At 59.4% G+C, this 19,278-nt stretch carries 25 protein-coding genes and 2 pseudogenes; 10 read left to right on the forward strand and 17 right to left on the reverse strand.

The window, feature by feature from the left end:
- The first annotated feature begins 239 nt into the window (after positions 1-239).
- Positions 240-449, forward strand: coding sequence for a hypothetical protein (locus PYH37_RS22205; protein ID WP_280733566.1), 210 nt, complete (start codon positions 240-242; stop codon positions 447-449).
- Between the two features lie 344 nt (positions 450-793).
- Here PYH37_RS22205 and PYH37_RS22210 read toward each other — a convergent pair whose 3' ends face one another.
- The 3 genes from PYH37_RS22210 to PYH37_RS22220 form a co-directional block, all read right to left on the reverse strand.
- Entirely contained in the window at positions 794-1,300 is a 507-nt protein-coding gene (locus PYH37_RS22210) for a ferritin-like domain-containing protein (RefSeq protein ID WP_280733571.1), read from the reverse strand.
- 141 nt (positions 1,301-1,441) lie between these two features.
- Positions 1,442-2,644: an arsenite efflux MFS transporter ArsK gene (gene arsK / locus PYH37_RS22215; RefSeq protein ID WP_280733572.1), complete on the reverse strand. Its 1,203-nt coding sequence runs from the start codon at positions 2,642-2,644 to the stop codon at positions 1,442-1,444.
- Positions 2,645-2,904: 260 nt separating this feature from the next.
- The gene (locus PYH37_RS22220; RefSeq protein ID WP_280733573.1) at positions 2,905-3,261 is read right to left on the reverse strand and encodes an ArsR/SmtB family transcription factor; all 357 of its coding nucleotides are present in this window, start codon (positions 3,259-3,261) and stop codon (positions 2,905-2,907) included.
- A gap of 41 nt (positions 3,262-3,302) precedes the next feature.
- Between PYH37_RS22220 and PYH37_RS22225 the strand changes: the two genes are divergently transcribed.
- Both PYH37_RS22225 and PYH37_RS22230 read left to right on the forward strand, forming a co-directional pair.
- A complete protein-coding gene (locus PYH37_RS22225) occupies positions 3,303-3,830 on the forward strand; it encodes a DUF6428 family protein (protein WP_280736133.1) in 528 nt (175 codons plus the stop codon).
- A gap of 59 nt (positions 3,831-3,889) precedes the next feature.
- Positions 3,890-4,858, forward strand: coding sequence for a hypothetical protein (locus PYH37_RS22230; protein ID WP_280733574.1), 969 nt, complete (start codon positions 3,890-3,892; stop codon positions 4,856-4,858).
- 178 nt (positions 4,859-5,036) lie between these two features.
- On the opposite strand, the gene PYH37_RS22235 is transcribed toward PYH37_RS22230, so the two are convergent.
- From PYH37_RS22235 to PYH37_RS22255, 5 genes are all read right to left on the reverse strand, one after another.
- Positions 5,037-5,654, reverse strand: coding sequence for a hypothetical protein (locus PYH37_RS22235; protein WP_280733575.1), 618 nt, complete (start codon positions 5,652-5,654; stop codon positions 5,037-5,039).
- Positions 5,655-5,794: 140 nt separating this feature from the next.
- Positions 5,795-6,592, reverse strand: coding sequence for a hypothetical protein (locus PYH37_RS22240; protein ID WP_280733576.1), 798 nt, complete (start codon positions 6,590-6,592; stop codon positions 5,795-5,797).
- 3 nt (positions 6,593-6,595) lie between these two features.
- Positions 6,596-6,934, reverse strand: coding sequence for a DUF1515 family protein (locus tag PYH37_RS22245; protein ID WP_280733577.1), 339 nt, complete (start codon positions 6,932-6,934; stop codon positions 6,596-6,598).
- Positions 6,927-7,178: a hypothetical protein gene (locus tag PYH37_RS22250; RefSeq protein ID WP_280733579.1), complete on the reverse strand. Its 252-nt coding sequence runs from the start codon at positions 7,176-7,178 to the stop codon at positions 6,927-6,929. The genes PYH37_RS22245 and PYH37_RS22250 overlap by 8 nt, the downstream gene beginning before the upstream one ends.
- A 120-nt stretch (positions 7,179-7,298) precedes the next feature.
- The gene (locus PYH37_RS22255) at positions 7,299-8,687 is read right to left on the reverse strand and encodes a terminase large subunit domain-containing protein (RefSeq protein WP_280733581.1); all 1,389 of its coding nucleotides are present in this window, start codon (positions 8,685-8,687) and stop codon (positions 7,299-7,301) included.
- Between the two features lie 287 nt (positions 8,688-8,974).
- On the opposite strand from PYH37_RS22255, the gene PYH37_RS22260 reads away from it, so the two are divergent.
- Complete coding sequence (locus PYH37_RS22260; RefSeq protein WP_280733582.1) at positions 8,975-9,316, forward strand: GFA family protein; 342 nt, start codon at positions 8,975-8,977, stop codon at positions 9,314-9,316.
- 173 nt (positions 9,317-9,489) lie between these two features.
- Here PYH37_RS22260 and PYH37_RS22265 read toward each other — a convergent pair whose 3' ends face one another.
- Positions 9,490-9,645: a DUF3309 family protein gene (locus tag PYH37_RS22265; RefSeq protein WP_280733583.1), complete on the reverse strand. Its 156-nt coding sequence runs from the start codon at positions 9,643-9,645 to the stop codon at positions 9,490-9,492.
- Between the two features lie 344 nt (positions 9,646-9,989).
- Between PYH37_RS22265 and PYH37_RS22270 the strand changes: the two genes are divergently transcribed.
- Positions 9,990-10,394: a hypothetical protein gene (locus PYH37_RS22270; protein ID WP_280733584.1), complete on the forward strand. Its 405-nt coding sequence runs from the start codon at positions 9,990-9,992 to the stop codon at positions 10,392-10,394.
- A 6-nt stretch (positions 10,395-10,400) separates the two neighbouring features.
- Here PYH37_RS22270 and PYH37_RS22275 read toward each other — a convergent pair whose 3' ends face one another.
- Positions 10,401-10,778 (reverse strand): hypothetical protein, encoded by a 378-nt coding sequence (locus PYH37_RS22275; protein ID WP_280733585.1) that lies wholly within the window; start codon positions 10,776-10,778, stop codon positions 10,401-10,403.
- A gap of 529 nt (positions 10,779-11,307) precedes the next feature.
- Here PYH37_RS22275 and PYH37_RS32260 point away from each other — a divergent pair.
- The 3 genes from PYH37_RS32260 (at position 11,308) to PYH37_RS22290 (ending at position 13,092) form a co-directional block, all read left to right on the forward strand.
- Entirely contained in the window at positions 11,308-11,508 is a 201-nt protein-coding gene (locus PYH37_RS32260; RefSeq protein WP_342394660.1) for a hypothetical protein, read from the forward strand.
- A 990-nt stretch (positions 11,509-12,498) separates the two neighbouring features.
- The gene (locus PYH37_RS22285) at positions 12,499-12,693 is read left to right on the forward strand and encodes a hypothetical protein (protein ID WP_280733586.1); all 195 of its coding nucleotides are present in this window, start codon (positions 12,499-12,501) and stop codon (positions 12,691-12,693) included.
- Positions 12,694-12,912: 219 nt separating this feature from the next.
- Complete coding sequence (locus PYH37_RS22290) at positions 12,913-13,092, forward strand: hypothetical protein (protein ID WP_280736134.1); 180 nt, start codon at positions 12,913-12,915, stop codon at positions 13,090-13,092.
- 98 nt (positions 13,093-13,190) lie between these two features.
- Here the strand turns inward: PYH37_RS22290 and PYH37_RS22295 are convergent, their stop codons facing one another.
- Both PYH37_RS22295 and PYH37_RS22300 read right to left on the reverse strand, forming a co-directional pair.
- Positions 13,191-13,592, reverse strand: a complete 402-nt coding sequence (locus tag PYH37_RS22295) for a BA14K family protein (protein ID WP_280733587.1) — start codon at positions 13,590-13,592, stop codon at positions 13,191-13,193.
- A 317-nt stretch (positions 13,593-13,909) separates the two neighbouring features.
- Positions 13,910-14,431, reverse strand: coding sequence for a BA14K family protein (locus PYH37_RS22300; protein ID WP_280733588.1), 522 nt, complete (start codon positions 14,429-14,431; stop codon positions 13,910-13,912).
- 432 nt (positions 14,432-14,863) lie between these two features.
- Here PYH37_RS22300 and PYH37_RS22305 point away from each other — a divergent pair.
- Positions 14,864-15,283, forward strand: a pseudogene (locus tag PYH37_RS22305) (IS1595 family transposase); the annotation flags it as partial.
- A 578-nt stretch (positions 15,284-15,861) separates the two neighbouring features.
- Here PYH37_RS22305 and PYH37_RS22310 read toward each other — a convergent pair.
- The gene (locus tag PYH37_RS22310) at positions 15,862-16,008 is read right to left on the reverse strand and encodes a hypothetical protein (RefSeq protein WP_280733589.1); all 147 of its coding nucleotides are present in this window, start codon (positions 16,006-16,008) and stop codon (positions 15,862-15,864) included.
- Here PYH37_RS22310 and PYH37_RS22315 point away from each other — a divergent pair.
- A complete protein-coding gene (locus tag PYH37_RS22315) occupies positions 16,007-16,741 on the forward strand; it encodes a DUF3800 domain-containing protein (RefSeq protein ID WP_280733590.1) in 735 nt (244 codons plus the stop codon). The genes PYH37_RS22310 and PYH37_RS22315 overlap by 2 nt on opposite strands.
- Positions 16,742-16,894: 153 nt before the next feature.
- Here the strand turns inward: PYH37_RS22315 and PYH37_RS22320 are convergent, their stop codons facing one another.
- From PYH37_RS22320 to PYH37_RS22335, 4 genes and pseudogenes are all read right to left on the reverse strand, one after another.
- Positions 16,895-17,515, reverse strand: coding sequence for a hypothetical protein (locus tag PYH37_RS22320; RefSeq protein ID WP_280733591.1), 621 nt, complete (start codon positions 17,513-17,515; stop codon positions 16,895-16,897).
- 181 nt (positions 17,516-17,696) lie between these two features.
- A pseudogene (locus PYH37_RS22325) lies at positions 17,697-18,234 on the reverse strand (helix-turn-helix domain-containing protein).
- 20 nt (positions 18,235-18,254) lie between these two features.
- Positions 18,255-18,938 (reverse strand): hypothetical protein, encoded by a 684-nt coding sequence (locus PYH37_RS22330; RefSeq protein WP_280733593.1) that lies wholly within the window; start codon positions 18,936-18,938, stop codon positions 18,255-18,257.
- A 46-nt stretch (positions 18,939-18,984) separates the two neighbouring features.
- A complete protein-coding gene (locus PYH37_RS22335; RefSeq protein ID WP_280736175.1) occupies positions 18,985-19,266 on the reverse strand; it encodes a hypothetical protein in 282 nt (93 codons plus the stop codon).
- Between the last annotated feature and the right edge of the window lie 12 nt (positions 19,267-19,278).

Raw genomic sequence — 19,278 nt, forward strand, 5'->3', positions numbered from 1 at the left:
CCGACCCACGCTGAGCGGCGAAACCCTCCCAAAAGAGGAGTGCTCGCGATCATCGGCACTGTTCTGCGTGGCAAGTAAGTTTCGTGGCTCAGCCGCTGCTTGTATGCCGGCCATGGGCCACTACTTTTTGGGACTCGTAAACCCCTTAGCTAGAGGTACAATCCTAAACGTACGGCAGATTTACCCGGGCGCTCGCGGGAAACGTTCCCGCCTTTCGCCCCTAGAGAGGAGATCGAGCCATGCGTTCTCTGAGTGGTTTGCGCGACTATCCTATTCTGATGCCTGACGATATCGAGTTGCTGCAGAGCGTCTTCGATCGCGAGTTGCGGGTACGGAACCTCAAATGCAACAGTGAAGAGGCCGAACTTCTCGCCATGAGACTTATCGAGCTCTACCAAGCTGGAGTTAAGCAGCCGGAGGCCCTGCGCAATAGAATTGACGGGAGTTGAAACAAAAAAGCCCGTAATTCGACCAACGGGCTGCAACGAGGCGATGTGCATGTTTGTGCGCCTATTCTGACCGAAGGGGCGCCGCGCATCATCTACAGTGCCGCGCGTCTTTTAAGACGCACAAAGGTCGCTGTAGCACTTTGAATTACTGCATGTTTCCTAAAATCGGCTCCGATTTAAGGAAACATGCAGTAGTCCGCGGCCCTCATTTCCGCGGCAATCCCGGTTGGGTCCACCGCGGCCCAATCAGCAGCAGCAACAAAGCCGCTGCCAGCGGCAATGACAGAACTACGACGAACAGTGCGGCTTCCATGGCGCTTCTTCCTGGAGCCGGCTTAGCTCCGTCAATGTTTGGCGGTCAGGTCCTGCTGATCGCGTTCGAGAAACTTGCGGGTGATGGCAGCGGCGTGTTCATCGAGCCATTGCGCCATTGCCAACTCCTGCTGCAGGATGGTTTCGCAGACACGCTTGGTCTCCTGATCGCCGGCATAGTCAGCGGCGGCAATGAGGATCTTATAGCTGGCGATCTCCATCTGTTCGAAGGTGTAGCTGGCAAGCGAGCCTTTGACGACCTCGTCATCGACGAACAGACCGCTCAAGCCTTGGCCGAAGGCGACAATCTTGCCGGTAATGTCCTTGAGGGTGGAGGTTCCACCGCCGACCCGTTCCAGGCATCGTTCCAGCATGGCGGCCTGATCGCGGGTTTCCTGCAGATGCTTGTCGATCCGGGCTTTGAGCTCCGGGTAGTTTTCCAGTCGCGATGACTGGCTGGTCAGCATGGTTATCGCCTGCTCTTCCATTGCGTGCGCATCCCTCAGCCACGCATGCAGGTGATCTCTCGGATTAGCCATTAACGTGTTCCTTTCCTGCCTCTTGGCTTCACAACCGAAGATCTCCTTGAAAGTTCCACAGATTGCTTTCACGCGCCGCCTCCGTTGAGCAGATGTGCCAACATGGCGGGGCAAAGCACGAGCTCGAAACGAGTGCCGCCGTCACGATCGATGTATATCCGATTGGACGAGGCGGCCGATGACGACGAAAATCACAACGGCGACGCCCCCCGTACCTGCAGTGATCGCCAAAGACGACGTCACTCCGATCCCCGCCATCGCCAATGCCAGCACGAACGGGGCCGTAGCCGAAATGATCAGACGTGCGGCCATCATTTTCCCCTGAAGCTTGCCATAGCCTTCGCTGCCGAACAGCATCAGCGGCAGCGTCCCCGTTACGATGCTGAGAAGCCCGTTTCCAAGGCCGAAAACGACGGCAAAGGCCATCGCGCCCGAAATTGACGGCGCTGTGAGGATCAGAATAACCACGCCACCCGGCATCAGAGCGGCAGCAATCATCGCCAGAATGGTCGGCGGGAGATTGCGGCCGAGCAGCATGTTCGTCAGTCGGCTGAGGACTTGGGACGGACCGAACAAAGTTCCGACCAGGGACGCCAAGGCACCAAGTCCGAGGCCCGAGAGCAGCGGCACCATGTGAACCAGCACTGCCGAACTTACCAGGGATTGCAGGGAAAAACCTGTGATCATCAGTAGCAGGCCAAGCGGGCGCGCGGCGGGGGCAAGCACGCCATTGATGGGCGGCGGGAGAGCGGTCGATGACACCGCTTGTCGATCCTTGCCGACGCCGCGTGCAAGCCACGCGTGCAGCGGCAGGCAAACGAAGAGGTTTAGCGCAGCGAACACGAGGTAGACATTCTGCCACGAGAGCTCGGCGTGAAGAGCCGTGGTGATCGGCCAGAAAATGGTCGACGCAAAACCGGCAATCAGCGTTAGATAGGTAATGCTGCGTTGGGCCGCCTCCGGCCGGATCTGCACCAGCAGCGCAAAGGCGGCACCATATTGAACCAGGTTCGCGGCGGTCTCGATCGCGATCAACGCAGCGATAAAGGCCGCCTTCCCGGGCGCCATGGCACAACCAGTCAGCGCGGCGGCCGCCAGAGCCGAACCGATCGTCATCACTCGTCCCGCACCGATCCGATCGAGCAGCGCTCCCATCCAAGGCGCCGTCAAGCCACCGATCAGGAGCGCAGCCGAAAGAACGCCGAAAATCCACTCGCTTGGCCAGCCAAGATCTGCGGCCATATCCGGCGCCAGAATGCTGAAGCTGTAGTAAAGCGTTCCGTAACCGATGATCTGCGTCACGCCGAGGGCGAGAATTGCGGCAATCGGCGGACGTTTGCTCATTTGGATTTCAGGCTCGCACGCTGTTTCAGGTTCCCTGTCTTTGCTCGCTACAGCGATCGGTCAGGTGGGGCGAAGAGGATCAGGGGTAAATCCCGGTTCCTAATGGAGAACGCATGCGCCGGCGTTCAGGCGCGTCAAGCATCCCCCGCGCCCACGGATGCATTTTGCTTTTCGGACTGCTCCCGTCAGGGAGGCGCGGAACCGGCCCTCTCCTGCGCCTCGATTGCCGGTGCAAAGCACGTCGTAGGCCTGATCGGCGCTCATTGCCGTTTCTCCTCCAGTTCCGGTCCGCAGCAGGCGTCGCCAGCCGCCTCACGTGCGCGGATCAGCGGATGGTCCGCGCAGCAATCTTCCATCAGGAAACGGATAAGGCCGCCCAATGCATCGTAATTCGCCGAGTAGATTATCGATCTGGATTCGCGCTGCTGGGCGACGAGCCCGGCCCGCTCCAGCTCCTTCAGGTGAAAAGAGACATTGGAAGGGGAAACCTCCGCCTTCTCGGCAATAGCCCCTGCCGACATGCCGCTCTGGCCCGCGATCACCAACATACGGACGATCCGGAGGCGGGTCTCCTGCGAGAGGCCGCCAAAGGCTGCCAGGGCTTGACGCTCATTCATATTTCAATAATCCTTGAACATTGAAATTAGGAGTAACGCAAATAAGTGCGACCGACAAGCCCCTGCTTCAGGACACTGACATCAGCCTCGGCCAACTGCTGGATTCGCTCACGGAAAACAAGCACTTGCCGCTGGTGTTTCACTACAACGGCAAGCCGGTGAAGCCAGGCTATCACATCACAGAGGTGAAGGCCGGCCAATTTTCCGCGCTCGATTGCGGCGCCAACCCCGAGACCTGGTCCGAAATCTTCGTGCAACTCTGGGATATCGACGAAGACGATCGCGCTCACATGTTCGCCGGGAAATTTTCCGCGATTATCCGCAAGGTCTCGGAGCATGTGCAGCTTGACAGCGCAGCGAGACTGACGTTCGAGGTAAGTGACGGCGTGCAGCCGATGCAAATTTATTGCGCGGCGCCGCCCATGCTCCACAACGGAGCCCTGCATGTGACGTTGGTGCCGCGTCCCGCAAGCTGCAAGCCGCGTGACCGCTGGCTCGCCGATGAGAAACGGGAGGCAGCCGTCTGCTGCGGCACGTCATCGGTCACCGAGAACGCCTGTTGTTCTTGAAGGCGCATGGCGCTGTGGCTCGACCAGTGCGACACCAACAAGATCAGAATGACAGGCAAATGCGCAACCGGACGAGCAAGCGAGAATTTGGCCCTTACCGAGACACAACTATAGTTAGCATTTCTTTCGCGCGTTCCCGGTGCCAGGCGATAGACCGCGCTGAAACACAACGTGATTGGACGGAGTGTGATCGCCGGCTATTTCTGCGTCTGACGATCTTAATGAGGAGGTGCTTTGTCGTGCAAAAAATGACCCAACTGGCCTGCCTGGCCTGTCTTTCGGTGGCTTTTGCCTCCGCGCCGATCGGCCTCGGGTTTCAGGATCAATCGGGAGGATGGTCGCCTGCCGCTTACGCAAAGAACGGAAATGGCGGCGGCAACGGCGGTGGCAACGGCGGTGGCAATGGCGGCGGAAACGGCCATGGCGGCAAAAGCACCGGAAAGTCTTCGGCGAACAACGGCAAATCGGCAACCACATCTAAACGCTACGCCAACCCCGCAAAGGACCCTGTCGCCAAGGCGCTGGACAGCCTTTTTGGCAAAAAGAAAAGCAGTGCTGTGAAAACCGCAGCCCGACCGGTGCAGAAGCCGGCCAGGAAAACATCTGTCGCGGTGCCGGAAACGGCTGTCGTGAAGCCGGAAAAACCCAATCTCTCGGCGAAGCTTGCGGGACTCAAGTCACTGAAGCGCAATTATCATGCCTACATGAACTCGAACGACCCACGTATGGCTGCGATTTCCGCCTATGCGATGGCCTATGCGCAATATGAGCTAACGAACGGCAGCGACGTGCCGCCGACAGATCCTGCGCTCGGTGACGAGGCTCTGCGTGAGGCGCTGCTGGCGGCCGCAAACAAGAACCGCGTGGAGCAATATGGCGACGCCTACGTGGACGAAGACGTCATGGCCTGGGCGAAGGATGTGCTCGGCGTCGGCCCGTCAGTCGGAAAGATCGACGAGATCCGCGACGCCCTGGCCGCGGAACAGACGCAGGATCGCGAAGCGGAACAGGCGGCGGTCGCCCAATAAACCTTGCAAGCCTCAGAACCACAACGATGCGCCGCCTGGAAAACGCCAGCGCGGCGCTCGCCCTCCGCAGCAGCAATCACAGTGCTACAGCGACCTTTGTGCGTCTGAAAAGACGCACGGCCCTGATGATCGCGCGCCGGGACCGGCGACGCGCGAATTCCAGTCGAAGAGCGAGGTACTACAGACTGAAGGGGTCCTTCGACGATCCCCGGCCGCCGGTCGCGGTGAACGGATCCGTTTCCTCCGCCTTGCCGCCAAAGGGATCTCGCTTCTCGTCCTCTTCGGCGATCAGCTTGTCCACCGCCTTCTGGCAGTTCAGCATTTCCTCCGCCGCGCGGCCCGAATCGCGCAGGCTCAGATTGGCGACGACACGATCTTCGAACGTGATTTTCAGGCCGCGCTTCCGCACGAAGCCCGAGAGAAAGTCCGGTTCCGCCAGGTTGATGAAGAGAAACTTGCCACTCTCGTCGCCAGCGACTCTGGCGGATGCCGTCCAAGGCTCGCTTCGATCAAACTGGAAGGACAAATCGTAGTCCTTTCCTATTTCGATGGATTTCCAGTCATCGTTGCCGAACATCATGTAAAAGGGAAACTCGGAGCCCTTGGGGTGAAAGCCGAGCCGGAGGGTGACGCCGCCCTCGTATTCGGAGATGATGAAGCAAGAGCCCTCCATGGTGACATCAGAGGCTACCGTCCAGCCGTTGACGTCCTTCCATTTGATGATCTCGGACGGCTCCGCCGAAACCGTGCAGACGGATATGAGAAGGCTGGCTATCCCCAATGACAATCTACGCATGTAATGCCCCTGTTGTGCGCGCATCCTGTTGGTTTTTCACATCTCGGCGAGAGCGCTAATCGATTCACCCACGAGCTGCGAACCATGTGGATCGCCGCTCACTGTCGAGGAAGGCGGCATCCTTCCTCCTTCCGTAAAGATCACATGGCAAAGGGGTCCTTCGATGTTTCCTTTGCCCCACCCGCTGCAAACGGATCCTTGTCCGCAGCATTGCCGTCTGCTCCGGCAAAGGGATCGTTTTCCGCTTTCGCTGCCTCGCCAAAGGAATCGCGATCGGGCACGGGCAACAGGGCGTTCACCGCCTCTTGGCATTTGAACATCTCGCTTGCGGCCCTTCGCGAATCTTTCAGGCTGAGATTGGCAATCGCCCGGCCTCCGAACGAGACCTTTAGAAAATTCCTGCGGACGAAGTCGTCGATGAAATCGACATTGGAGAAATTGACGACAAGGTGTTTCAGGCCATCCGTCTGAAATCCGATCGCGGCGGCCGGCCAACGACGGCCCTGATCCAGTTGCATGGTGATATCATAGGATTTGTCGGCCTCGATCGATCGCCAGTCCGGGCTGCCAAAGGACACGAAAGCCATGTTCTCCGAGCCCCTCGGATAGAAGCCCATGCGCAGGATGATGTCGCCGTCATAACTGGTCGCGATGTAGCAGGAATCACCCATGGAAGGATCGGAAGCCACAAGCCAATTATTGACCTGCTTCCATGTCTTCGTGTTGGTTTCGACAGCTCCGGCAGTGTTTGCCGCGATCAGAAAACCTGCCAGCATCAATGACAGTTTATGCATGTAGAGCCCCCGTTTCCACCAGCCATACTGGTATGATTTGGGGCGGCTGTCGAGCCGTCGGCAGTGCATTCCAAACAACAATTCGGGCTTGCTGTTTTCCCCCGGAAGCGCCGGCTCTTGGACCGCTGCAACGATCGGAATCATCGCTCACCCTCCCCGCAATAACACCAGCAGTCGCTTCGCGGCGTCGGCGAAGGTTACGCCCAGCGCCGCTCCGCCGATGCCGATGACGCCGAGGGCGCCCATTCCCATCAGCTTCCATTTGCGAACGTCATCCGTCACCGGTTTCATCTCCGCCAGGTCCTCCTTGACCAGCGTCATCGCCCCCTCGAGCGTGCCCACCCGCTCGACAAGCTCATCCATGCGCCGGTGCATCGAGGTGCGGCTCGTATCGGACCGGTCTTCTGAGCGGCGGAAGTCCTCGCGCAGGTTCTTCACTTCGGCAATCAACGTCCCGAGCTGCTGGTGAACGCTCGCGTCAATCATTCTCGGTGCTCCCATGCCGGCCGCACTCGGCCCGCGTCCAGACAGCCGCGGCACAGAGACCGACAACTGTCCGGTCGATCTTGCGTTGGTCCGCGGGCGTGGCGCCGCGCGCACCCGCGAGATCAAGGCCGACGACGTTGCGAAGGCCCGTCACACTCGCCGGCTGCGAAATTCCACAGCCCGCCAGCACCAAGACAAGCATCGTAATCAATGCGCTTCCCGTGAGCGCGGTCCGCCGCTTCATTATTTTGCCTTTCGATTGATTGTCTCGCCGCTTCTGCGCCTTCCTTGCGAATTTCGAGGGCAGCCCACGCGATGGCGGCGAGCGCGAGCGCGCCGGCGAGGATCTTGATCCAGGGGACCATCAGCGCCTAAGCCCCAGCGCGTCGCGCACGGTTGGCATGGAGGAGATGGCGTAAACCGCAAAGCCGATGATCGCGGCCAAGATCGCGAGCTGTACCCGCCAGTCGAGCGCCACGAGATTGAGCTCCTTCAGAGCCGTGATGATCGTGCCTCCGGCGGTGAGCAACCACGTCCAAAACCGGGCGGATCGAGCGACCGCTTTGCGCCGCGGCACAGGCCGCGCCGCCGAAGCCTCGGCCGGCTGGTCTCTTCCTGTATCCCGGGAGCGAGCAGCGGTGAGCACCGCGCGAAGGACCGCCTCCACCTTTTCCGGCTCCACCAGTGCCTTGTTGAGGCCATCACCGGCGTAATAAGACTGTCCGCGCTTGACCGGCCGCCGCTCGCCGTCCGCGTCGGCGAGAACAGGCAGCGACGCCCATTCCATCGCCAGCCGCTTGCCAAACTCGGCGAGCCCAATCTCGCCGGTGATGAAAGCGGCGAAGCCGCGACGCTTCAGGAGGTGAAAGGCGAGCGGGTCCTGGAGATCGGGAGCGAAGAGATCCCTGCCGCTGATCGACGGGATTTCGTTGGCGAGACCGATCAGCGTTGCCCGCATAAACTGATAGCTGTCGATGATCCGCTGCCGCTCCTCCGGCGTATAGTGCTCCGCATCCTCGATCGTCATGGTGATGACCTCGCGATCCGGCGATTTTTCCATGAGGTACCGCGCCACCACCGCGCTTAGGCCTTTGAGCGGCGTGAAGGTGACGGCGACGGAGCCCCGCGTCGCATTGGTGCGGGTAATCCCCTCGAAATAGACGTCCTCGGGCGGCTCCTCGTCGAACCAGACATAGTCGACCGTGTTCGCCTGCCACTTGCCGCGCCCCTGCTCATAGGCCTTGAAGAGCAGCGTCGAAGCCCCGCCCGAGAGGTGCCGTACTGTCACGCTATCGAGCGCGCCGGAGGCACCGGAGCGCCGGGTTGTCGCGATGATCGCAGCTTTGGGAATGAAGCCCGTGCCCCAATCCTCTTCATTGAGCGGCGGACCTACGAGCAGCCGCTGCACGCCGTCGCGCGTCAGCTCGTAGGATTCCGAGCCCGCCAGCATTACGACCGGCTTTCCAAACCGCTTGCCCTGCCACCAGTCGGGATAGCGCCCCGTCAGATGCATCGCCGCTTCCGCCGCCCCCGCCAGCGTTTTGCCCAACTGATTGCCAGCCATGAACAGGCGCTCGCGAAAGGCCGCGCCCGCCAAATGAAACTCTCGCTGTTTGGCATAGGGCCGGTAGCGGTCGAGGATATTGGTCCGCTGCCGGCGGTCCAGTTCCTCCAGGAGCACCGCCTGTTCCCTCAGCAAAGCGGAAAGGCCGGGCGCAGGAGAGCGGCCGGATGAGCTGGGTAAACTGGTCATCCCGCGATCCGTCTTCCCATTTTCTGGAACCTTGGCGTAGCTGAAAGGGAGTGCGCCGCTTGTCCGTCTCCCCGCTCGCGGGGAGACGGTGGCCGGCAGGCCGGATGAGGGGCCGACCCTGGCGCCGATGCATTATCGCGGCCTTCGCGCGCCTGAAGAGACGCAGCACTTTAGGATAGCAATCGTCTTTACTGGACTGTGATCGGATAAGATCAATAATAGTCTCGCGATTTACCGCCGCGAACAGCTCACCGTCGCGGCGGCGCACCAGCGGGAGGCGCAAAACCATGATCGAAGGTCATTGCCACTGCAGGGCGGTACACATCACCGTCCCCGTCCGCCCCGAAACGCTCGGCGATTGCAACTGCTCGCTCTGCAGCCGGCTCGGCGCGCTCTGGGCCTACTATCCTTCCGACGAGGTCGCTGTCAGCGATCCGGAAAAAAAGCTGGTCGGCTATGTCCAAGGCGGCAAGACCCTGACCATGCATCACTGCGGCGTATGCGGCTGCACGACCCACTGGTCGCCGATTGGACGAAACTCTACGCGGATGGGCGTGAACATGCGCGTCTTCGACCGGGCTGTCTGGGAGGACATTCCGCACCGTCTGATCGATGGGGCGAGCTGGTGATTTCTACAGCGCCGTGCGTCTTTTCAGACGCACAAAGGTCGCTGTAGCACTTTGAATTGCTGCATGTTTTTATCCTTAAATCGGCTCCGATTTAAGGAAACATGCAGTAGGCCCGCCCGGAGCAGCGAAGAATTGCTCGTCGCCGCACACCACGCGTGCTCAGATGCAATGCGCTAGATTCTGCCCATCAGCAGCAGGACTAGCAGCACGATGACTAAGACGCCCAGAATGCCCGAGGGGCCGTAGCCCCAACTGGCTGAATACGGCCAGGCCGGAACGGCGCCGATCAGGAGCAGGATCAGAATAATCAGAAGAACGGTACCAAGCATATTACGATCCTCCACTGCACAATTCCTGCTTAAAGACAAAATCATGCAGCAATTCAAATTACTGCAGCGATTTTTGCGCGTCCTGAAAGAGGTGCTACGCTGCAGCGGATGTGGTTCATCCTCTACCGAATGCGAAAAGTCCGGATTGGTTCCGTTCCCATGCAACCCGCGCGTTCACGGCTCGACGGCGCTCGACCGTGAGGCACGCCTGAATCACGGGTCGGCGGCCGTCTTTCAAATTGTAACGTCGGGAACAGCCCGAAAGGGCAAGAGGCTGTTGTATGAGCATGTTCTCAGGCGTTTGAGAACATGCTAAATCTCTTGTTTTCAAAGGGGGAAAACCGATGCCGCGCATTGCAAATCTTTATTTCAAGACAGCCATTGTCTTTCTCATATTGGGCATATCCATCGGACTTCACATGTCGATCTCAGGGGATCACGGCGCCACCGGCGCCCACGCCCACGCCAACCTGCTCGGCTGGGTGACGATGGCAATCTTCGGCGGCTATCATGCGCTTAATCCGCGCAAGGCCGAGAGACGCTTGGCGATGATCCAATATGCCGTCTACACCTTCGGTGTCGCGGTGCTCATTCCGTCGCTCTATCTGATGCTGACGGGCAACGCGGCGATGGAGCCGATCGTCGCCCTCTCGTCGCTCATCGCCTTCGCCGGCGTTCTTCTGTTCGCCGTCATCATCTTCTCGAGCGGCGAGCGCGTCGTCTCAGCCAGCGTGGCACCGAGCCGCTGACGGCGACTACCGTTTCGCGCGCGGCGCTCGTTCTCGCCGCGCGCCTTTGCCTACGTTTTTCGCGTTGAGCAGCGGCCGTATCGCCGCGTCCAGCGTTCGGATCCGCTCGAGCAGCTGCTCGTCCGACAGTTCGTCCATGCCGCCGGCATTGACGTTGATGTCCTTTGGCAGGATCGAAGCAACAAGCTTCAGGTAGGTTTCCGGCTTCTCCTCGCGAATGCGGGCGACCACGCCCACCCCATGCGCCTCGAAATCCGCCTGCACCGCTTGGAGGAACGCGCGACCCAACCGGCTCCGCCCGCCCTTGCGTCCGCCGACGTCGTCGGATGGTGCGGCTTGCTCGGTCAACGCGGGTGATTGCGCCGGGCTTTCATCGTCCAGCATCAAGCCCTCCTCTCCGTCGCTATCGCCTGCTGCTGCACGGTTTCTTAAATCGGAACCGACTTAAAAATCATGCAGCAATTCAAGGCGTTGCAGCGAGCTTTATGCGTCTGAAACGCGGCACGGCGCTGTAGCGAAAACTTGCGCTGCTCGCGTGCACATAGGCATTATCGCCACCCATAATTGCGCCAGAATCCCGACTCAGATTGAATCGCAAACCGCAGTATCGAAGCCACAACGGCCGGATGCCTCATGAGGGAACGCGAACATGCTCAATCTTATCGCCGCGGCCTGCTTGATCGCCGCGTCGGCGCTTCCTGCCCTCGCTCAGGGGCAAAGCGGTGAGCCACGCTTTTCGTCAAGGCGTGGCTCCAAAAAGCCGACAACAGCTTTGAGCACACAACTGGCTGGTGCGATACCAGCTTCTCTGCTTACTTCCGATCGCCGAGCATATGATCGAACTGCGCGAGGTATCGAGGAGCAGCTATCGACTTTCCTTCAAAACCGCTCCTCCCGAGCCTGAACCCTGCTGGTGTTTGCCGACGCTTCCTTCGAAGTATGGCTCAGAACCGGAGGCCCTCGCGCTGCCACGCTCTACCACACACCCGCCGAACTGGGTGAAGTAGGCGTCACCGAATTCGGCACGCTCATCATTGTCGTCGAGGACCTGAACAAGCCAAAGCCGGAGACGTGGGGCTTTGTGCCGGTTAGCGCTTCGGGAGGCGAGCGATAACGTGCTCCGGCCGTAGGCGTCACAAGCGAGCAGTGCTATCTCACAGTACATGGCGGTGCAGTCAGTCATAGATCTGCTCCTGATTTACCTTCGCTTTGTCGGAGCCGCACAACCTATCGTACCGTTGCTTTGCGTCGCGTCGCGCTGCTCATCGAAGGCTTGAGATACGGGGCGGCCGGCGATGCTGCCATGGCTCGCGCGCAGCGCTAACTGGAGGCGCACACATCGCGGAGGCGTTCGACGCAAAGGCGCATCGCCGGCCGCATACGGCGCTGCGCATCCTTGGACGCGCACGGTCGCCGTAAGCTCGAATGAGAAAAAAAGAGGAAGAATGCCGCTGTCACTGAAGCCTGCAGCGCCACGGCTGAGAGGTAGCCTCCACCGATGATGAGGAAGACCGAAGCAGCCGCCGTATGAGGATAAAATTCCTATCCTTGATTTATGGAATAACGCAACCACCCCGATGGCGCAAGTGCCGCGCAAGGGTTAGAGGTTCGATTTCCGCTTTAGCCACAGAATTGTACCTCCATCCTGCTTTCCCTCCGATCGCGCCTCAGAGCGCGATTGGCGAACGTGTCGCCTGGCATGCCGTGGCGTCCCGTTTTGCAGCGGAACGCGCGGCTGGAGCAGCCGTCTTTGCGCCCTCCAGTCCTGTTGTACAAGCGTATATTATTAATCGCTTGCATAAGACATTGGCCTCTGCTTCAATCCGACAAGGTTGATGCTCAAAGGGCTGGGCGTAATTCGATTAAAAGATATCCCATGCAAAAAAGGCAATGGGCTGTTCTGGCATCACAGGGCCTACCGATGCCGGACCGCAGGCCGTGTCATGAGGGGAAAGAAGTTATTTTGAACAGCGGTAAAGGCCGCCATGCAAGGCGCGGCCCGCACTATTTTAGAACTGAAAACATAAGCTCATAGTCCGGCCCGAGCGCCGGGAACCCGAGAAGCCCTCGATGCATTGCCTTCGCGTGAGAAGGAGTTTTTGTCATGCGCAATCATTGGATTTATATCATCATCGGATTCATTGCCGGCGCCGGATTGTTCCTGACCACTGCTTGGCAGCGCACGCCGCCGGCCGAGCAGGTATCCGTAAAGCTCGAAAAGACCGATCGCCTGCCGGCCCCTGCCGTTCAGACGTCCTTCGCAATGGAGCGTTTCGGCCCAGCGCGCACGGTTGAATAGATCGCCGCACCGAAAGTTGCCGTAGGGCTCCTTGAATCGGAAAGGGGCCATACGGCCGTCCAAAGCAGTCACTGGGCCGTGCGTCTCAAAACCCACGGCCCGCAGCCTCCAGATCGTTAAAGAGTGAACCACGGCCGCTTGCGTCTTGCCTTTCGCCAGCGGATGCGCAAGTTACAGGCGCCGGCTCTCAACGCCGGCGCGACGATCGAGGAAGCTGCTTTGAACTCCGACAACAAGCCCGCCGCCACCATCACCGTCGAGAAGCGACTGAATGGACGCTGGGGCTTCGTGCTCACCAACCGCGGCGTGACGTATCCGGCGCAGGGTCAGTTCAGCACCCAGCTTGAGGCCCAAGCCGCCGCCCACGCCGCCATGAAGCTCTTGCAAAAGCGCTCCTGAAGCGGGGCAAGGAAAAGTGTAAAGCAGTTTTTCTCCAACGTATCCTCTCACTTATGCCCTATTCCGCGGTCGAATAACCGCGGTCCAAAGTGCAGGGCTCAGTCGTAGGGCGAATTGCACGCGCGCCGCGGGCCGTCAAAGGGCTGGAAGGTGTCATCGCTGGAGCGATACGATCTATAGCGATCGCGGCACCAGCGCGCATGCGCATTTCCGCCGGATAGGACCGTTTGCCGCTGACGCACGCGCACTCCGTCGATCGTGCCGGGCGCCGGCCCAAAAGTTGGGCCTGCGTCTATGCTGATGTCGGGGTTCAAGAAACGCGAGCCGTAGTTCGAGTTCCGCTGCAAGAACTGTTGATACTGTCGCTCGACAAAAAGCTCGTGCCTGTAGGTGCTTCCGCATTGACCGATGTTGCAGTTCTGGGCTTGAGCATGCGATGCGCTCGTAACCGCAGCCACAACGGCCAGGACGATGGTAGTTGGAATCTTCACTGACTTCACTTCCTTCTTTCAACGAAAGAATGACCCGTGCTCCACTATACACCATGCCATGCCCCATGCGGTGTCGCGCACGTTTTTGTGAGCGCGCGGATTGACCGGTGCACCAGAAAAACCTGACGCCGGCCTGAAGACGATTCATTGAGCGGCTGGGTGGCTTTAGGAAGCTCATGCACTGGAGCGCTACAGCGCCGTGCATCTTTCAGACGCACAAAGATCGCCATAGCGCTTTGAATTGCTGCATGTTTTTATCCTTAAATCGGTTCCGGCTTAAGGAAACATGCAGTGGTCAGAGCGCTCCAGCGTTCCTGTGCCCGTAATCACAGATATGGCGAGATGCACGGACGCCGCGGACCGTAATAGGGCTGGAACGTGTTGTCGTAAGCCCGATACGACCGGTAGCGGGAATAGCACCAGCTCGTATGCGAATTGCCGCCGTAACGGACCCTCGGCGGACCGTAGTAGGCCGGCGGGCCGTAGTACCTCGGCTGGCTCAGCAAGCCGCCGATGATCGCGCCGGCCGCAAATCCGCCGAGCGCTGCACCAAAGTCGTCATCGTCATCATCGCGGTGATATCTGTATCGGTTGTACCTATGGCGATTGTATGCGCGCCGGTTATAGCCCCGGTTAAATTCCCGGTTGTACCGATGACGACGGTTGAACCAGATCCACCGATCCCGCTCGCTGTCACCACTCCAACTGCGCGGATTGCCTCTGTATTGGACCTCCAAAACATCGGAAACCTGCGCTGTCGGAGCCGGAACAATCGGAAACGCCTGAGCCGGGGGAACGCCTGTCAGCGCCGTCGCCAGCGACAGGGCCATGATTGCTAGCCTCTTCATTTGGCTTCACCTTTTCCTTTCAAAAGGAACTCCTTCCCTTCAAAAACAGAATGGCTGAATCAGGCTTTTGTGCCAAGGCTTAAGCAGCAATCACGATTTGTTGATCGCTCTGCTGCGCCTTCCTTCCTGCCGCGAACTTCGTGCTTTACAGAGGATCCGAGCATCGCCGAGGCGCGGTACGCATTCCGCAGATATCACGAACAACTCGGCTGGAATCCGGCAGACACTCCATCGCTCCGATCTGGTCCTGACGACCGAGCACATCAAGCCAGACCCGGAAGATCGGAAAAAGTGCCTAACCGGCGCAAGGGGAGTTTCTTTTCCTCCTTCGGCTAGTTCGGCTCCAGTGCCCATTCATAAATCTGGCCCCAATGGCCAGATTTTCCATGAAGCACTCAAGAGCTGGCGGTCGAGGCGCCTGCCGAAGCGTACCGCATGTCCCACCTGAACGATGCCACCAAGGAAACTGCGCGCGAAGTCGTCGTTCGCAACGTTTCCCGAGATAGCAGCCTCTATACCGATGAAAGCCGCCTCTATGCGGTGGTCGGCAAGGAATATGCCGCCCGCAAGATGACGAAGCAATCCGCGAAAGAATACGCTCGTCGCGAGGGCGATGTTGTCATTCACTCCAATACGATCGAAAGCGTCTTCTCTGTCTTCAAGCGCGGGATGGTCGGCATCTATCAGCATTGCGGCGAGGCCCACCTTCACCGCTACCTCGCTGAATTTGATTTCAGGTATAACCGCCGCGCGGCTCTGAAAGTCTCAGACACAGAACGTGCCGAGGACCTGCTTCGCGGCGCTCGCGACAAGCGCCTTACCTATCGGCGGTTTAGCGAAGGCTCTTACGCCTCAGCAAAAGGCGCTGAAAATCCTGCGCAAAAGAAAGAAAAACCCCCGCCAGTAATATACTGCTCGGGGGTTTCAGGTCGCTTTTAACGGATGATTAATACATCTGGACCCGCCAGAACGAATCAGACACGCTCAGCCATTCTTTCTTGTGTTACCAGCACTTGAAGACTTGTATTAACCGCCGCTTGGGCGACCACAGTGACTCGGTTTGATAAGGGTAATAATGCACTATCAGGCGAATGGTTCAAGTCCCAATCGGCACAGCATAAAGGAGCCCTTAGATGGGAAACTTTCTCGTGTCGGTATGATCTCAACGGGCCTCGCCCCACTCACAACCAGATGGACCTTCATCTGAAGGCTTTGGGTCAAGCTTTCGTGCGTGGGAGGATTCTTGAAACTGTTTGGTATGTTGCGGGTCCAACAACGTCAGTTCAACTGCGCGCATACGTCCAACGAATCCTGAGTGACAATGATCTTCTGATCGTTGCCGAGGTATCAAACGCAGCATGGACGCAGCTCCTTGTTGATCAAGGCCAATTCAAAGCGAGCTTTGAGGCCAACCAGCGACGAGCCGTTGCTTAACTCTTAGGCGTTGTGCGGGGCTTGCCGCCGTCCTTCCCAGGCTTCGGCTTGGGAGGGGTTTTCGGTTCGGGCGGCGTCTTGAGCATCCGCTTCAAGACCTCGTCGCCCTTCTTCCCGTCTACCTTCTTATCGGTGTCTGACATGGCAGTTCTTTATGTTGATGAAGCCGGGGAAGAGGGCTTCAAGGATAGCAGTTCCGAATGGTTCATTTTAGGCGGGGCGCTACACTCCAACAACCAACTTAAGGAGTGCGTGGACTGCTACGACGCCTTTAAAGGCAAACGAAGGCAGGCCGAATGGCATTTCCACTTTCAAACCCGGTCACACGACGAGAGGCTAGGCTTCATTGAGGCTATTACAAAAGCCCCATACCAAGCGATGGCCGTTATGTTCCATAAGCCCTCAATAACGAAGCCAGAGAACTTCAAGAAGAAATACTACCTCTATTTCTATGCACTAAAATTCCTGCTCGAACGAGCTACGAAGTGGGCAGACCAGACGGCGAAGGAACCAATCCACCTGATGCTTTCATCGCGGAAGGGCCTGGACGAGGACAATCTGAAAAGCTACTTCAATCGAATCCGCACGAGCCCTTTTGTCCCAAAAGACGACATACTTTGGGATATCCTGCGTCATGAAGAAATCCACATAAAGCCAAACAAGGAATATCGAGGGCTTCAGGTGGCGGACTTAGTAGCCAGTTCCATCTTTAAAGCCGTTGAGAAATCCGAGTACGGAACACTGGAACCTCGTTACATTAAAGAGCTTAGACCCCTGTTTGAACGGGACCCGTACAAGGGCTTTCAAGCCACAACATTTTGGCCCGCGATTCCCTTTTTCCTCTCGACCGAGAGGATGCAGTGGCGGGAGATATGAGAAGGGCCGGAGTAAGACGCTCAGTGAAATCACTCTGCGTGACCCTCGCGGCCAGTCCCGCCCTTCTCCAAGATTCACAACAATGCCGGCCTGTCGCGAATCATTCTGCATTTCCCGCCTTGGTACATCAAGTATATAATTAGGATAAAATTCCTATGGTGGGTTAAAGGAATAATCCCCCTCCCCGTATTCGCGCAAGCCCTTGTCGAAAAGTAGGGCATTCAGTCCCCGTTTTAGCCACAGCAATTGTGCATCGGGCATCATTCGCAATCCCTCATAGTCCATGAAGCAGACGTTGAAGATCGTGGTCTTGACCTGCCGCCCCTCCTCGCATCCGAGCAGGACGCCTTCGAGCCGCATCATTGTGTTGGCGGCTTTCTTCGCCAGTCGGGCGCGCTCCTCGCTCGTCTCGCCGGCGTGCCCATTCACCCGGTCGAGCGTCTGGGCGCGCACGCTTGGGAAAGGAATGCCGGTCAGATGGTAGTAGCGCGCCATCGCCGCGGCGTAATCGTCGCCGGCTTCGCGCTGCTGCTCGGTGATCCGCCCATCGAGAAACAGGCGCCCAAGCGTATAGCCGGCAAAGGCGCTTTTGCTCTCCAGCCCGTGCATGCGCTTGCGCGCCGCAAGCGCAACTTCCATGGCCTCCTTCTCGCTTTCCTGCTTCGACCATTCCGGCTTGATTTTGCCGCAGGCGAAGCGCTCGGCGTTGACCTTGCGCGGGCGTCCAAGCTGCGCCTTGCGCTTGGCGCGCAATTTCTGGGCTTTGCTCATCATTTGGGAGATCCTTTTCAAGCGGGATGGGGAAAAGTGTGAAGCGGTTTTCCGTTCCCATCCCGCGTCAATCAAAGATCGGGATGAGGAAAAGTATGAAGCGGGTTTCGATGTGCGGCAGGACGACTGCACCAGATGAAATCAATCTCTCCGGCAAGCTCGCCAACCGATCGAAACGATTGGACTATCCGGCGACACGTCCGCCGTCGTCAGCCTCTCGGATGCCGCCGCTCTTTACTACCGCCAGCACCGTCGTGTGGTCGCGGCGAAAAGATGCGGCCGATGCGCGGCAGGGAGAGATCCCGGCGGCTTTCGTAGACCGCGCGCATGCAGGCGTGCCGGGGTTCTACCAGCCGGCGCTCGCGGCGCACGCTGATGATGTCCTCCCAACTCACCCCCGGAAAGTCCGCGAGCACGGTGGCAATGATCTCTTCGATCGGCGGTCTGTCGCCCTCCTGCTCGTCTTCGGCTTCATCGGCCCCACGCCCCGAAAGCAGCGCCTGTGCCTGCGCGAGCAGCCGCGCCTCAGCATCGGCAAGATCGATTTCCAGCGCCACGATCCGCCGCGTCTTCGCCGCATTGTCCGAAGCAAGCCCAGCCACCTGGCTCTCAAGTTCGGCGATTGCGGCCGATCGGCTTGCCGCAGCAGCGGCATGAACCAGCCGCTCGCGTACGGCCAGGTAGTGCCGGTGCTGTCTGTTCAGTTGCGAATGCTCCGTCATGATTGTCTCCCGCCTTCTCTTTAGCCCCGATCATCGTCGTGTGCGTTCCGCCTCGGCTCGCGATCTGCGTCGTTAGCCTGTTCGCCTTGTCGCCGGCCCGCTTTGTCGCCGTCTTCTCCCGGTGCGGCCGTCCGCCCGCGAACCGCTATCCGCTCGGCCGCCGGCCCATCGCTGACGACCGACTCCGTGAGTGGGACTGCATGCTTCGGCGACGGCTTCGCAGCGGCGACGTCCGCCCTCGCGGCGTCCGTCTGCCTGCGAAAACGAGCGAGAAGCGCTAGTACGCGAGCTTTGGCTTCCGGCGACACCGGCGCCCGCGTCATGGCAAGCAAGGTGCTCGCCTTCGCCCTCTCCCGCACCAGGTCTTCGCTCGCGCTCCTCGCTTCCAGCCGGGCGAGCGCTGCAAGTTCGGCGGGCACCGGCATCAAGCCGGGTTTCACGCCGGGTCTCACGCCGGCATATTCGCCACGCTTCAGCTTGACGATCGCCGCCGTCAGGCCGCAGGGCGGCACGTTCGAAAGCGCCAGCATGTACTCGCGCAGGAAATCGGCGGGTGCGATGCCGGCCGGCGCTGCCATGCCTCCGCGCTTCAGCGCCTCCAGGCATTCGGCCACGCGCTCCGCCCCTACCGGCGCCAGCCGTTCGGTAAGGCGCGCAATCTCGGCCGCATGAGCGGGAACCGCTTTTTCCTCCGCGTCCCTCATATCGGGCCTCGCCGAATCTCTGCCCGCTTGCCGCGCCGGTTCATGGTCAAAACTCAAGGGTCGTGCCGGTAAATTCGTCATCTCGTGATCGTCCCAATGCTCTATCCAGTTGCCGCTGCACGTCGTCCTGATGCTCCCTGAACCCGCCTCTCGGCACCGGCGGCGCGCGCCCGGCGTTGCGGATCCAGTTGCGCCAGGTCGCAGGCCAATCGAGCTTGACCGCATCGCGGCCCGCCTTCGCCGTCCAGTAATCGCGGAACTTCTCGAATTCCGCCTGCGCCTGGGCTCGATTGAAGCCCCTGTCGGCAGCGAAGCCCCAATCGGGCACGAAACCGTCCGG

The organism is Sinorhizobium numidicum (genome assembly GCF_029892045.1).
In the GTDB taxonomy this organism is placed as follows: Bacteria; Pseudomonadota; Alphaproteobacteria; order Rhizobiales; family Rhizobiaceae; genus Sinorhizobium; species Sinorhizobium numidicum.

Coding starts and splice junctions, on each gene's coding strand:
- PYH37_RS22260 (WP_280733582.1), top strand. CDS start 8,975: ATGATCGAAGGTCATTGCCACTGCAGGGCGGTACACATCACCGTCCCC.
- PYH37_RS22240 (WP_280733576.1), bottom strand. CDS start 6,592: ATGATTCCGATCGTTGCAGCGGTCCAAGAGCCGGCGCTTCCGGGGGAA.
- arsK (WP_280733572.1), bottom strand. CDS start 2,644: ATGAGCAAACGTCCGCCGATTGCCGCAATTCTCGCCCTCGGCGTGACG.
- PYH37_RS22235 (WP_280733575.1), bottom strand. CDS start 5,654: ATGCGTAGATTGTCATTGGGGATAGCCAGCCTTCTCATATCCGTCTGC.
- PYH37_RS22315 (WP_280733590.1), top strand. CDS start 16,007: ATGGCAGTTCTTTATGTTGATGAAGCCGGGGAAGAGGGCTTCAAGGAT.
- PYH37_RS22255 (WP_280733581.1), bottom strand. CDS start 8,687: ATGACCAGTTTACCCAGCTCATCCGGCCGCTCTCCTGCGCCCGGCCTT.
- PYH37_RS22230 (WP_280733574.1), top strand. CDS start 3,890: ATGCGCAACCGGACGAGCAAGCGAGAATTTGGCCCTTACCGAGACACA.
- PYH37_RS22245 (WP_280733577.1), bottom strand. CDS start 6,934: ATGATTGACGCGAGCGTTCACCAGCAGCTCGGGACGTTGATTGCCGAA.
- PYH37_RS22270 (WP_280733584.1), top strand. CDS start 9,990: ATGCCGCGCATTGCAAATCTTTATTTCAAGACAGCCATTGTCTTTCTC.
- PYH37_RS22275 (WP_280733585.1), bottom strand. CDS start 10,778: ATGCTGGACGATGAAAGCCCGGCGCAATCACCCGCGTTGACCGAGCAA.
- PYH37_RS22265 (WP_280733583.1), bottom strand. CDS start 9,645: ATGCTTGGTACCGTTCTTCTGATTATTCTGATCCTGCTCCTGATCGGC.
- PYH37_RS22330 (WP_280733593.1), bottom strand. CDS start 18,938: ATGAGGGACGCGGAGGAAAAAGCGGTTCCCGCTCATGCGGCCGAGATT.
- PYH37_RS22205 (WP_280733566.1), top strand. CDS start 240: ATGCGTTCTCTGAGTGGTTTGCGCGACTATCCTATTCTGATGCCTGAC.
- PYH37_RS22210 (WP_280733571.1), bottom strand. CDS start 1,300: ATGGCTAATCCGAGAGATCACCTGCATGCGTGGCTGAGGGATGCGCAC.
- PYH37_RS22300 (WP_280733588.1), bottom strand. CDS start 14,431: ATGAAGAGGCTAGCAATCATGGCCCTGTCGCTGGCGACGGCGCTGACA.
- PYH37_RS22310 (WP_280733589.1), bottom strand. CDS start 16,008: ATGTCAGACACCGATAAGAAGGTAGACGGGAAGAAGGGCGACGAGGTC.
- PYH37_RS22320 (WP_280733591.1), bottom strand. CDS start 17,515: ATGATGAGCAAAGCCCAGAAATTGCGCGCCAAGCGCAAGGCGCAGCTT.
- PYH37_RS22250 (WP_280733579.1), bottom strand. CDS start 7,178: ATGAAGCGGCGGACCGCGCTCACGGGAAGCGCATTGATTACGATGCTT.
- PYH37_RS22220 (WP_280733573.1), bottom strand. CDS start 3,261: ATGAATGAGCGTCAAGCCCTGGCAGCCTTTGGCGGCCTCTCGCAGGAG.
- PYH37_RS22285 (WP_280733586.1), top strand. CDS start 12,499: ATGCGCAATCATTGGATTTATATCATCATCGGATTCATTGCCGGCGCC.